Source organism: Yersinia bercovieri ATCC 43970, assembly GCF_013282745.1.
Taxonomy (GTDB): Bacteria; Pseudomonadota; Gammaproteobacteria; order Enterobacterales; family Enterobacteriaceae; genus Yersinia; species Yersinia bercovieri.
The window spans coordinates 1,398,540-1,411,877 of sequence record NZ_CP054044.1 but is presented as its reverse complement, the minus strand read 5'-3'; the positions used below and the strand labels follow the sequence as shown (position 1 = coordinate 1,411,877).

Here is a 13,338-nt window from a genome sequence, read left to right as displayed (position 1 = left end):
ACGGGATAATAGAAATGAGTTGTCGTAAGAGGCACGGCGAGTTGATCAAGCTGCCGTGCAGATCTGCTTTTATCAAGCCGACGTTACCGTCCAGGTGCCTTGCGGGTTGTAGGTCACGTTAAACGCGGTAACCCCTTGAGTGGTATCGCATATTGCAGAACCGACTGACGAGGTGGAGAAATTAATCACCGTCCCCGGCTGGTAAGTCCCGGTTTGGACATAGAAGCTCAGCACCGGCTGGCAATCGATGTTTTTACTCGGTTCCGCATTGATAAAGCTCGATAAAACCGTGCCACCACTCGCGCTTTGCACCGCTAACCCCGCATTCAATACTTCCGTAATCGGATTGAACGCGGGTGTGATAATGCGATAGGCGCCGGGCTGGACACCCTCGGTATAGCTAGCAGGTGATAGACCTAGGGAGGGATCAACGGAAAGTAATGTGGTGTTGGCCGTTTGCACTCCTGCGGTTGCCGAGGTTAAATCGACCGCCTGACTGGAGGTGATGAATCCCGAGTCTTGCCCGACACTCAAATTCGGTAACTGAGTTTGTGCGCCAGCATAGAACTGCATTAAGCACTCAAAGGTCAGCACGGAACCGGAGTTCGCATAGGGCTGCAACACTTCCTGGTAGATACTGTTGGAGTAGACTTTAGCGCCACCGGTATAAATCGCCGGTTTTTGGAAGAAGAAGAAGTCCTGCGCTGTTGGGCTGTTATTGATTACGTTAATTGTATAGAGAGTACTCATATTGTGTTCCTTAATAGATAAGAGAGAAACATCATTAGGTAGTACATCTGATACTCTACCCACAGTAGAAATTGCAACCTGCGTGCCAACCAATTAACCAGTTGATTTATAACTATTAATTTAATTTTTGTGCGCTAAAAACTCACAAACATGGACGATTCCGTCCAGAGAAAAAAGAGCATTGGCCGAAAATGACCATCGGCGCTGATGCCGGCTCATTCCGGTTGAAGCCACTCAGCTAGCAGTTGAGTCGCTCGGCTAACAAAAGGGGGAGCCTCATGAGGATCGATGCTTTTCAGCATGTTGGACAGCAGGGTAATAGCTTCTGGTTTTCGCCGCGTTTGGGCTAATAAGTTGGCCAGTTCGTGAGTCGCAACCAGTTGGGCAGGAATAACCCCCAATGTTTGTGCGGTCGCAATGGCACAACGAAAACCTTGTTCCGCACCAATAAGGTCATGCAGTGCTCCTCTGGCGCGGGCTTTAACAATCATTAATTCGCTGATATAGGCCCGCTCTTGGTGCTTGAAGGCGAGTTCCAGCGCCGATGAAATTAGGGCATCGCACTGTTGTGGTCGCCCAGATAGCAGTAATAATTCGCCACGTTTCCATGCTTGAAAAGAGTGAAATAGCTTGCCGCCCTGACAAAATAGGTCGGTTTCATCGCCATCAAGCATATGCTGCTCCGCCTGCGCATAATCATGCTGCATCAGTAGATGACAGCCTTTCAGCAACTTCCCCAGCCCCTGATAAAACGCAAAACCATATTGCTGCGTCACTGTTTCTAACCCGTGGGTCAATCGCCCCAAACTGTCACTCTCCTCGAATAGGCAGGCCAGCCATGCCGCCCCTCGTAGTGAGATAACACGATGAAAAGCAATAATGTTTTCATCAGCGGCGCGTAATTCCAATTTTTTGGCGATCTCTCTGGCCCGCTTGAATTTGCCCAGTTGCAAGAGCGCCAGCCCCTCCAAGGTCAGCGCCATGCCGACTAAATCCAAACCCTGTTGATCACTATATTCGCAAGGCATACTCAGCAATTTGCTGCGTAATAAGCAGGTTAAAACTTCCTGATTATCCCCCAGCCAAAACAGGGTGCTGGCCAGTGCGATATGGGCTTCACGCCATATCTGCGCGGTTTTTTCTGTCTGCCCGCGTTGCAGTAACTCCTGAGCCAGGGTGCGAACCTGCGGTAAATCAAGGAGCATTAACTGTGCTGACCAGCGCCAGAAACATAGTTCGGCCAGCTCCGACTCATCGCCGGTTTTCTTACCCAGAGTGATCGCATCATTATGATATTTCAGGGCATCATGACTTAACCAACCATGCAATATTTGATAGCTGAGACTGAGTTGGCGATAGAGGTTGTAGTGAAGCTGCCGGACCTCCTCATCTAAAGTGATCCCCACCAGCAGTTGTAATCCTTTTTGCAGATCAGCAATAGCTTCGTGGTAGGCCGAGCACTGCATCAGCCGCATTCCCTCCTGCAAATGCTGTAGCGCTATGGGCCGCTTATCCATCCGGCCCTGAATGCGCCGCTCCACCGATTTGCGGCTGATACCCAGCAATTGGGCTGCTGCCGTTTTATTGCCCGTCGTCCGCTGGAGTGCTCGCTCAATCAACAGCTGTTCCACCACCACCAACTTATCGCCCCCCGGTAGTGCCAACATGGCGTCAGCCAGCAGATCCGATGACACTTTCACCTCAAGCTGCGCGGTTGGCATAAAGGTGTCCAGCACCTCGCGAGTAATTAAGTGGGTATCCGATAGTGCCGCTAATCTGTCGACTAAATTGCGCAACTCCCGCACATTGCCCGGCCAGGGGTACTGCTGTAGGTGGGACATCGCGTGGGCGTTGAAGACTAATCGGTGAGTTTGCAGTGAGGCGAAATGTTCAATTAAGGCGGGGATATCCTCCCTGCGCTGACTAAGGGCGGGAATATCCAGTGTGATGACCCCTAAGCGGTAGTAGAGATCCTCCCTGAAAACGCCGCTTTTGACTTGAGTCAGCAGGTTCCGGTGGGTCGCCGCCACCACTCGCCCCTTAAAATGGCGCACATCACTGCTGCCAATCGGACGAAATGTGCGGGTTTCTAATGCCCGCAGCAGCTTAGGTTGCACCGATAAGGGCATTTCACCGATTTCATCTAAAAATAGGGTGCCACTGCCGACCATTTCCAAATGACCGCGCCGATCACCGGATGCCCCGGTAAATGCGCCTTTGACATGGCCAAATAGCTCCGCCTCAACCAAATGCTCAGGGATCGCGCCACAGTTAAGATCAATAAAGGGGGCCAAGGGATTCTTACTGCGCTGATGAACCAATTGGGCAATCACCTCTTTGCCGCACCCGGTGGGGCCGCAAATCAGTAAACTTTGTTGCGATGGCGCAACCCGCTCAACCAAACGTAAAAGCTGATTAAATGCCGGGGACGAACCAATAACATTAATTGATGAATTACCCTCAAATACTGGCATGACTCCCTCCTTGACACCAAGGATGGAGAAATAAGATCGAACCATCTGGAGGTGATTGCTGTGATTAGAGTATGGGGAAAGATGAGTGCTTCAGTGGTTTTTATTCAATAATATCAACAAAATTTAATGCATTGGCGTGTGCTCTGCACATCAAATAGGCGGTGTTCCCCCTGCCTGTTATGGCGAAAAAATCAGATCCATCAATATATAACTGTAAGTTATATATTTAATATTGCACATGTCTCGGCAAACAATTCGGTGAAATAGTGCGGGCGGTCACAGGAAAGCGGGGCGAATAAGGTGGTGAGGTAAAAAGATGCCCGTTAATCTGCTATCAATTGGACGGGCGGCTTAAGGGTGATGTTTAGCGGACGGCGTCATCTCCGGCGGCAACAGGTAGCACCATATAAGTGCCTGAAAAGACAGAACCTACATCTTCATCGCCAAATAATTTGACGTCTAACTGCACTCTGGCGCGGCGGCCTCGGGCCAGACGATCCAGATCGCCACTTAATGAACTTAGTTCAGCAACCGCTCTTGGCCTGCCGGTCACCGGCGCACTGTAGCGAATGTGTGCATCGACGAGAATAATGGTGCCGCCTAAATGACGTTCGCGCAACAATAACCAAATCAGCCCCCAGCCCGTCAGGGTCGCCAGCGAGAACAGACTACCCGCGAATAAGGTGTGGTGCGGGTTTTGGTTGCCCGCCTCCGGCATCGTGGTGACAAAACGCTGACCGGTATATTGGCTGATGCGCACCCCCATTTTTTCACTGAGCGGGATATGGTCGTACCAAGCTTGCTGCAACTGACCACACCAATCGGGGCGATGTAAAATGTCATCCATGGTGGCGACGGGTTTTATCATCAAAAAGTGGCGTACTGGTGTCGTTTGCGGCGCGGTTATCTCCCCCTGGCTGACAAAGCCCAGTTTGGCAAAGAAATCGACCGCATCTTCACGGGCGCTACAGACGACCCGCTTCACCCCCTCCTGACGCGCCACCGACTCTAAGGTCATCGCCACCAGTGTTCCTAGCCCCTTATCACGGACTGAGGGGGCAACGGCCAGAAAGCGAATAGCGGCCTCATTATCAGCATTGATATACAGCCGACCAATGGCGACGGGCTTGCCCTGCTCATCCACCACCATCTGGTGATGTGCCATAGCATCGTAGGCGTCTTTTTCTGAACCCACCGGTTGGTGCAGTGGCTTGCGTAACATCTCCCAACGGAATTGATAATAATCTTTGAGTTCTTGTTCTGTTATGGGCACACGCAAGTGGTACATAGGCACATTCTCTCTTTATAATTATCAATAAAATCTATGACATAACCCTCAATCCATGTCGTAAGCCCAAGCAATATCCTGCCCCTAGACTTGTAACCAGAAAGTCACTGGGCCATCGTTTACCAGACTGACTTTCATATCTGCTGCAAATAATCCCGTTTCAGTTTTTACACCACGCTCACGGCACTGAGCAACAAAATAGTGATATAAGCGTTCAGCTTCTGCGGGCGCTGCACCACGGGAAAAGCTGGGCCTCATGCCCTTTTGGGTGTCGGCAACCAGTGTAAATTGCGATACCACCAGCACGCTGCCGCCCGCTTGCTGAACATTGAGATTCATTTTGTCGTTTTCGTCGCCAAAAATTCGATACCCCAGCACCCGATCACATAAGCGCTGCGCTTTTTGCTCGGTATCCTCTTGTTCGACGCCGAGTAAAATCAGCAATCCGGGGCCTATCTCCCCGACAATCTTTCCGTCTACCACCACATTGGCGCTAAGCGCCCGTTGAATCAACGCAATCATAATGCTTCACATCTCCTGGCTCTGGCTCTCTTCCCCATTCGGCTTATGGCGCAGTGCTCGATACTCACCCAAGGTGACGGTAATTTCCGCCCCCAGTAGCACGATGCACCAGCTCCAGTAGACCCAGAGGAATAGGATTGGGATGACGGCCAGCACCCCATACATCAACTGATAAGAGGGGAACAGCGTGATATACATTGTGAATCCTTTCTTACCTAGCTCAAATAGCAGTGCCGCGACCAATGCGCCGATCAGCGCGTCTCGGGCCGGCACCCGCACGGTGGGCACCACACTGTACAATAACCAAAATGAGACCCAGGAGATCAATAGCGGAAACACCCGCAATATCTCATCGATCATGCTGTCGACCTGAGCATTTGCCAGCCATTGCAGTGACAGCAGGTAGGAGCTTATCACCATGCTGGCCCCCACCAGAATCGGCCCCAGAGTCAGTACCATCCAGTAGACCGCAAATGAAAACACCAGTGAACGCGGGGTTTTGCTGCGCCAGATCTGGTTAAGCACACTGTCTACCGAGTAAATCAGCAGCAGCGCGGTCACAATCAAACCACAGGTGCCGACCACCGTCATGCGATTGGAGTTCGCGACAAACTGCTCAAGGTAGTTTTGGATGATGTCGCCGGTAGCGGGCATAAAATTGGAAAAGATGAAGGCTTTCAATTTGATGCTGATATCGGCAAACATCGGAAACGCCGCGAACAGGGCAAAAACCACCGTGATAAGTGGCACCAGCGAAAGTAATGATACATAGGCCAAATGGCCAGCTAGCATCGTTAACCCGTCTTTATCGATTCGGCTGTAAAGCATTCGCCCAAAAGTGACACAGGGTTTTAAGGGAGGAGCTACGCGAAAACGCAGAAATTTTGCCATGTTCGTCTCTCAGTCAACACGATCTGGCCCAGTTTGGGGCCAGCGTGACCACTAAGGCTAACCCATTAATGGTTGGAGCAAGAACTTATCAGGAAAAATAAGCAGGAATAACCGTTCGGTCGGTGACATGAATGGCAGTAATTCCTTCGATTCTAGCCGCGACAATATTCGCCTCGACATCATCGAAGAAGATAGCCTGTTCCGCCGGGGTACTTTCCGCGTTTAGCACATGTTGATAGATTCGGGCTTCCGGCTTGCGCATCCCCAGATCTTGAGAGAGATACATATGATCGGCAGCGGCGGCCACTTCAGGGTAGTGTTGTGGCCAGTGATTACAGTGCAGGCGGTTCGTATTGGATAGCACCACCACTCGATGCCCCTCCTCGCGCAATTTATGCATAATCGCGATCACTTCAGGGCGCAACGCGACAAATACCGCCTGCCATCCTTCGGCGAACTGTTCGAAGCTAAGAGAGACGCCCATTTCATCACTAAGCTGGCGGGCAAACTCCTCATCGCTGATTTCCCCACGTTCATGCTGCTGGAATACCTCGCCCATCGTAAAGCGCTCGCTCAATGTCGCTAGCGGAATACTGCTTAATTTGCTCCAGACACCCAACACGCGTTTAAAGTCGATATCAACAATCACATTCCCTAGATCAAAGATATACAGCATAGCGCTCTCCCAATTAGATGGTGAGTTTCACTGTAACGGGAAAAGGTAAAACTGAACAGAGAGAGGAGGAAAAAGACAGGGGTGAATCAGGAAAAATATTACTTTTGTAAGCAGCAGGAAGTATCCCCAAACACACTGGAGTTACGGCAAGGCAGCAAGTGAACGAAGCTAACACAGTAGCAGCTTCAAGGTCGAAGGGGATAAAGAACTCAGGGCGCTTTTCGCGCCCTAAGTATCAGCAGAACAAAGAAGAATTAACCTTCTTTAGGACCACGACCTGCACGCTTACGATCGTTTTCCGTCAAATGACGCTTACGGATACGGATTGATTGCGGGGTAACTTCAACCAATTCATCGTCATCGATGAATTCCAGAGCCTGTTCCAGCGTTTTCTTCAGGAAAGGAACCAGAGTGGTTGCTTCGTCAGTACCGGATGCACGCATGTTGGTCAATTGCTTACCGGTCAGGCAGTTTACAGTCAGGTCGTTAGAACGTGAGTGAATACCGATGATCTGGCCTTCATACACTTCTGTACCGTGACCGATGAACAGCTTGCCGCGGTCTTGCAGTTTGTACAATGCGAACGCTACAGCTTTACCCTGACCGTTAGAGATCAGCACGCCATTTTGACGTTGGCCGATTTCGCCCGGACGCACATCATCATAGTGACTGAATGTGGAGTAAAGCAGACCAGTACCCGAAGTCATGGTCATGAATTCTGTACGGAAGCCAATCAGGCCACGGCTTGGGATCATGTAATCCAGACGAATACGACCTTTGCCGTCTGGGATCATGTCCTTAACATCGCCTTTACGCTCACCCATGGCTTGCATCACTGCGCCCTGGTGCTGCTCTTCGATATCCAAAGTAACGCTTTCAAATGGTTCTTGATGGCGACCGTCGATAATACGGTTGATAACTTTAGGACGAGATACAGCCAGCTCGAAACCTTCGCGGCGCATGTTTTCGATCAGAACCGACAGGTGAAGTTCACCACGGCCTGATACGCGGAATGCGTCAGCATCTTCAGTTTCTTCAACACGCAGAGCAACGTTATGGATCAACTCTTTGTTCAGGCGGTCTAGGATCTGACGTGAAGTCACGTACTTGCCCTCTTTACCACAGAACGGAGAGGTGTTAACGCAGAAATACATGGTGACGGTCGGTTCATCAACAGACAGCGGCGGCAATGCTTCAACAGCATTCACGTCACAGATAGTGTCAGAGATGTTCAACTCGCCCAGACCCGTGATAGCAACGATGTCGCCCGCTTCAGCCAGTGTGGTTTCGATACGTTCCAGACCCATATGGCCCAGTACTTTACCGACTTTACCGTTGCGAGTTTTACCTTCGCTATCGATAACAGTGACTTGCTGGTTAGGTTTAACCACACCACGTTTGATACGACCGATGCCGATAACACCAACGTAGTTGTTGTAGTCCAACTGGGAGATTTGCATCTGCAATGGACCGGTGCTGTCTACGTCTGGCGCAGGCACATGGTCAACGATTGCTTGATACAGCGGGGTCATGTCCGGCGCCATATCATTGTGGTCTTCGCCCGCAATACCCATCAATGCAGATGCATAGATGATAGGGAAGTCCAGTTGTTCGTCGGTTGCATCCAGGTTAACGAACAGGTCAAACACCTGATCCACAACCCAGTCAGGACGCGCGCCAGGACGGTCAACTTTGTTGATTACCACGATAGGTTTCAGACCATGAGCAAAGGCTTTTTTGGTCACGAAACGGGTCTGCGGCATCGGGCCATCCATTGCGTCGACGACCAGCAGCACAGAGTCAACCATAGACATTACACGCTCAACCTCACCACCGAAATCGGCGTGTCCTGGGGTATCCACGATGTTGATGCGGTAGTCTTTCCAGTTAATGGCGGTATTTTTCGCGAGGATGGTTATCCCACGCTCTTTCTCCAAATCGTTGGAGTCCATTACACGTTCAGTTGCTTCAGTACGTTCACCGAAAGTACCAGATTGTTGTAGCAACTTATCGACCAGGGTAGTTTTCCCATGGTCAACGTGCGCAATAATGGCGATGTTACGCAGATTCTCGATCACAGCTTTTTTGCCTCAGGCATTTAGAAATAGCGCGCTATTGTACACGTAATAAGCGAGGGACTAAACAAGATCACAAACTTCTCTTATAAACAACCTGACGGCGGTTAGTTTGTGATCCCTTTCACGGTGCAAAAATAGCCTCTCGACCCACTTTTGCACCAATATAGTGCTCAACGGCGCAAATGAAGCACCAGAATAGTGCAATATAGCTATCCTGGTGCATACTGAATATCAGCAGACCCCTATGATATGGCATAAACGGGGGGTTTGGAAAGTTGGCATAGATTTCGCAATGTATTTTAGCATGAATCGCCAGCTCTAATAACTGTACGAAATAAATAGTGACAAGTTTGCTGTTTTGAGTGACACCGAAGCACTATAAACCTCAGTAATACACGGTAATCGTTCCACGACGACGACTATGACAAATCCAGGAGATATAAGTATGTCCGCTGAACATGTTTTGACGATGCTGAATGAGCACGAAGTGAAATTTGTTGATTTGCGCTTCACCGATACCAAAGGTAAAGAACAGCACATCACTATTCCAGCTCACCAGGTCAACGCTGACTTTTTCGAAGAAGGCAAAATGTTTGATGGCTCCTCGATTGGTGGCTGGAAAGGCATTAACGAATCCGACATGGTACTGATGCCAGACGCCAGCACCGCTGTTATGGACCCGTTCTTCGAAGACTCCACACTGATTATCCGTTGTGACATCCTTGAGCCAGGCACCATGCAAGGTTATGACCGCGACCCACGCTCTATCTCTAAGCGTGCAGAAGATTTCCTGAAATCTTCTGGTATCGCCGATACCGTGCTGTTCGGGCCTGAACCAGAATTCTTCCTGTTCGACGACGTTCGTTTTGGTAGCAGCATCCGTGGTTCCCACGTATCTATCGATGATATCGAAGGCGCATGGAACTCCAGCACTAAATACGAAGGCGGCAACAAAGGCCACCGTCCAGCAGTGAAAGGCGGCTACTTCCCAGTGCCTCCTGTCGACTCTTCACAGGATCTGCGCTCTACCATGTGTTTGACCATGGAAGAGATGGGTCTGGTAGTTGAAGCGCATCACCATGAAGTGGCAACAGCAGGTCAGAACGAAGTGGCTACCCGCTTCAATACCATGACCAAGAAAGCTGACGAAATTCAGATCTACAAATACGTGGTGCACAACGTGGCACACGCATTTGGTAAAACCGCGACCTTTATGCCAAAACCTATGTTTGGCGATAACGGTTCAGGTATGCACTGCCATATGTCTTTGTCCAAGAACGGGACTAACCTGTTCGCTGGCGATAAATACGCTGGCCTGTCTGAAATGGCGCTGTTCTACATCGGCGGCATCATCAAACATGCTAAAGCTATCAACGCCTTAGCTAACCCGACTACCAACTCCTACAAGCGTTTGGTCCCAGGCTACGAAGCACCGGTCATGCTGGCATACTCTGCCCGTAACCGTTCAGCTTCTATCCGTATCCCAGTGGTTGCTAGCCCGAAAGCGCGTCGTATTGAAGCCCGCTTCCCTGATCCAGCGGCTAACCCGTACCTGTGCTTCGCCGCACTGCTGATGGCTGGCCTTGATGGCATCATCAACAAAATTCACCCAGGTGATGCGATGGACAAAAACCTGTATGACTTGCCACCGGAAGAAGAAGCAGAGATTCCAAAAGTAGCAGGTTCACTGGACGAAGCCATGATTGCACTGAGCGAAGACCGCGAGTTCCTGACCCGTGGTGGCGTGTTCACTGACGATGCTATTGATGCTTATATCGAGCTGCGTAAAGAGGAGATGGACCGCGTCCGTATGACTCCGCACCCAGTTGAGTTTGAACTGTATTACAGCGTTTAGTTTTAGTTTACCCAATAGATTTCAAGGTGTAGGAAGGCGGCAAACAAGAGAACCCCGATGAGCTTACACCAGTAAGTGATTCGGGTGAGCGAGAGCAGCCAACACACCTACAACTTGAAAGATGACGGGTTGTTGCCGTGGAAACTTTTGGCCCATCTTCGGATGGGCTTTTTTCTCCGCCGCTTAATTAGCTAATAAATTATACCCGAAGTAATTGAGTCCGCAGGTAGGTCGCGAATCTTGATAAAAAAGGTATTGATGCACCCCCAATGTGCAGGAGTCTGCGTAATGGCAACAGGCACGCTGCCCGATGCTGGGCAGATCCTCAATTCTCTCATTAATAGCATTCTGCTATTAGATGACTCTCTGGCGATTCATTATGCCAATCCCGCGGCGCAACAACTGCTGGCGCAAAGCTCCCGTAAACTTTTTGGTACACCACTACCCGAATTATTAGGCTATTTTTCCCTGAATATCACCTTGATGCGGGAAAGTCTGACGGCCGGGCAGGGTTTTACCGATAACGAAGTGACGTTAGTGGTTGATGGTCGCGCGCATATTTTGTCACTGACAGCACAAGCGCTGCCGGAGGGTTTTATCCTGCTGGAAATGGCACCAATGGATAATCAGCGCCGGTTAAGCCAAGAACAATTGCAGCATGCTCAACAAGTTGCCGCCCGTGATCTGGTGCGAGGGCTGGCTCACGAAATTAAAAATCCGTTGGGCGGTTTACGGGGGGCGGCGCAATTATTGTCAAAAGCACTGCCTGATCCGGCCTTGCTGGAGTACACCAAAGTGATCATCGAACAGGCTGACCGCTTGCGAAATTTGGTTGACCGCTTATTAGGCCCACAACGACCTGGCCAACATGTGACGCAAAGTATCCATCAGGTTGCTGAACGGGTCTGTCAGTTAGTCTCGCTGGAAAAGCCGGATAACGTGACGTTAATTCGCGACTATGATCCGAGTTTACCCGAGCTGGCCCATGATCCCGACCAAATTGAACAAGTGCTGCTCAATATCACCCGCAATGCATTACAAGCGCTAGGTGAAGCCGGCGGCACTATTACGTTGCGTACCCGAACCGCATTTCAGGTCACTCTCCATGGTATGCGCTACCGGTTAGCAGCGCGAATTGATATTGAAGATGACGGCCCCGGTATCCCCACGCAATTACAAGATACGGTGTTCTATCCGATGGTAAGTGGCCGCGAAGGTGGTACTGGCCTTGGCTTATCTATTGCCCGCAATCTTATCGATCAGCATTCGGGTAAAATTGAATTTAACAGTTGGCCGGGACACACCGAATTCTCGGTTTACCTGCCTATTCGCCAGTGAGGTTTCTATGCAACGAGGGATAGTCTGGATCGTCGATGACGATAGCTCCATCCGCTGGGTGCTTGAACGCGCACTGACTGGGGCAGGTCTAAACTGCGCAACATTCGATAGCGGTAATCAGGTGTTGGATGCATTGGCGACGCAAACCCCAGATGTGTTGTTATCAGATATTCGTATGCCCGGCATGGATGGATTAGCACTGCTGAAACAGATTAAGCAGCGCCATCCGATGCTCCCGGTCATCATAATGACGGCACACTCTGATTTAGATGCAGCGGTCAGTGCTTATCAGCAAGGGGCATTTGATTATCTGCCCAAGCCCTTTGATATCGATGAAGCTGTCGCGCTGGTTGAGCGCGCGATCAGCCATTATCAGGAGCAGCAACAACCGCCACGCAGTCAGCCGGCCAGCGGTCCAACCGCAGATATTATTGGCGAAGCCCCAGCGATGCAGGATGTTTTCCGCATCATTGGCCGCTTATCTCGCTCCTCGATCAGTGTGCTGATCAATGGTGAGTCGGGTACTGGTAAAGAGTTGGTGGCCCATGCACTGCACCGCCATAGCCCGCGCGCTAAAGCGCCCTTTATTGCGCTAAATATGGCGGCTATCCCGAAAGATTTGATTGAGTCGGAGCTGTTTGGCCATGAGAAAGGCGCGTTTACCGGTGCCAATCAGGTGCGCCAGGGCCGCTTTGAGCAAGCCGATGGCGGCACACTGTTTTTAGATGAAATTGGTGATATGCCGCTGGATGTACAAACTCGCCTGCTGCGCGTGCTGGCTGATGGTCAGTTCTATCGGGTCGGCGGCTATGCACCGGTCAAAGTGGATGTGCGCATTATTGCCGCAACCCACCAGAACCTGGAGCTGCGCGTTCAGGAGGGGAAGTTCCGCGAGGATCTATTTCATCGTCTGAACGTGATTCGAGTGCATTTACCGCCACTGCGTGAACGCCGTGAAGATATTCCGCGTCTGGCTCGCTACTTCTTGCAAGTGGCCGCCAAAGAGTTGGGGGTCGAAGCCAAGAACCTGCATCCTGATACAGAAGTGGCGCTCACTCGCCTGCCTTGGCAGGGTAACGTGCGCCAACTGGAGAACACCTGTCGCTGGCTCACCGTGATGGCGGCAGGGCAGGAGGTGCTGGTGCAGGATCTCCCTTCTGAGCTGTTTGAAACCAGCACGCCGGATGCGACAGGTCAGCGGACACCGGATAACTGGTCAACACTGCTGGCGCAATGGGCGGATCGGGCATTGCGTTCCGGCCATCAGGATCTGTTGTCTGAAGCGCAGCCAGAGATGGAGCGGACACTGTTAACCACTGCCTTGCGCCACACCCAAGGCCACAAACAGGAAGCAGCACGCTTGCTGGGCTGGGGTCGCAATACCTTAACGCGCAAGCTGAAAGAGTTGGGAATGGAGTAGCGGGGCAACATAGTGCTGACCTGAAAGTCACCCTCATCGCTGAGGG

The 13,338-nt window shown here is 51.0% G+C and carries 10 protein-coding genes; 3 read left to right on the top strand and 7 right to left on the bottom strand.

The genetic code is table 11. The features are described 5' to 3' along the window. Positions 1–72: 72 nt before the first annotated feature. From HRK25_RS06365 to typA, 7 genes are all read right to left on the bottom strand, one after another. A complete protein-coding gene (locus HRK25_RS06365) occupies positions 73–750 on the bottom strand; it encodes a hypothetical protein (protein WP_005277712.1) in 678 nt (225 codons plus the stop codon). 215 nt (positions 751–965) lie between these two features. Beyond that, the gene (locus HRK25_RS06360; RefSeq protein ID WP_005277714.1) at positions 966–3,224 is read right to left on the bottom strand and encodes a sigma-54-dependent transcriptional regulator; all 2,259 of its coding nucleotides are present in this window, start codon (positions 3,222–3,224) and stop codon (positions 966–968) included. Positions 3,225–3,588: 364 nt separating this feature from the next. Next, complete coding sequence (gene fabY / locus HRK25_RS06355; protein ID WP_005277715.1) at positions 3,589–4,512, bottom strand: fatty acid biosynthesis protein FabY; 924 nt, start codon at positions 4,510–4,512, stop codon at positions 3,589–3,591. 84 nt (positions 4,513–4,596) lie between these two features. Next, positions 4,597–5,034, bottom strand: coding sequence for a D-aminoacyl-tRNA deacylase (dtd, locus tag HRK25_RS06350; protein ID WP_005277716.1), 438 nt, complete (start codon positions 5,032–5,034; stop codon positions 4,597–4,599). A gap of 6 nt (positions 5,035–5,040) precedes the next feature. After that, entirely contained in the window at positions 5,041–5,925 is an 885-nt protein-coding gene (locus HRK25_RS06345) for a virulence factor BrkB family protein (RefSeq protein ID WP_032898608.1), read from the bottom strand. Positions 5,926–6,013: 88 nt separating this feature from the next. Further along, positions 6,014–6,601, bottom strand: a complete 588-nt coding sequence (gene yihX / locus HRK25_RS06340; RefSeq protein ID WP_005277720.1) for a glucose-1-phosphatase — start codon at positions 6,599–6,601, stop codon at positions 6,014–6,016. Between the two features lie 254 nt (positions 6,602–6,855). After that, positions 6,856–8,679, bottom strand: a complete 1,824-nt coding sequence (gene typA / locus HRK25_RS06335; RefSeq protein ID WP_005277722.1) for a ribosome-dependent GTPase TypA — start codon at positions 8,677–8,679, stop codon at positions 6,856–6,858. A gap of 445 nt (positions 8,680–9,124) precedes the next feature. Here typA and glnA point away from each other — a divergent pair, with 445 nt between their 5' ends. The 3 genes from glnA (at position 9,125) to glnG (ending at position 13,292) form a co-directional block, all read left to right on the top strand. Then, on the top strand, positions 9,125–10,534 hold the full coding sequence (glnA, locus tag HRK25_RS06330) for a glutamate--ammonia ligase (protein WP_005277724.1): 1,410 nt from the start codon (positions 9,125–9,127) through the stop codon (positions 10,532–10,534). A gap of 288 nt (positions 10,535–10,822) precedes the next feature. After that, positions 10,823–11,872 carry a nitrogen regulation protein NR(II) gene (gene glnL / locus HRK25_RS06325; protein ID WP_005277728.1) on the top strand — a complete coding sequence of 350 codons (1,050 nt, stop codon included), beginning with the start codon at positions 10,823–10,825 and terminating at the stop codon, positions 11,870–11,872. Positions 11,873–11,879: 7 nt separating this feature from the next. Beyond that, positions 11,880–13,292: a nitrogen regulation protein NR(I) gene (glnG, locus tag HRK25_RS06320; protein WP_005277730.1), complete on the top strand. Its 1,413-nt coding sequence runs from the start codon at positions 11,880–11,882 to the stop codon at positions 13,290–13,292. The last annotated feature ends 46 nt before the right edge of the window (positions 13,293–13,338 follow it).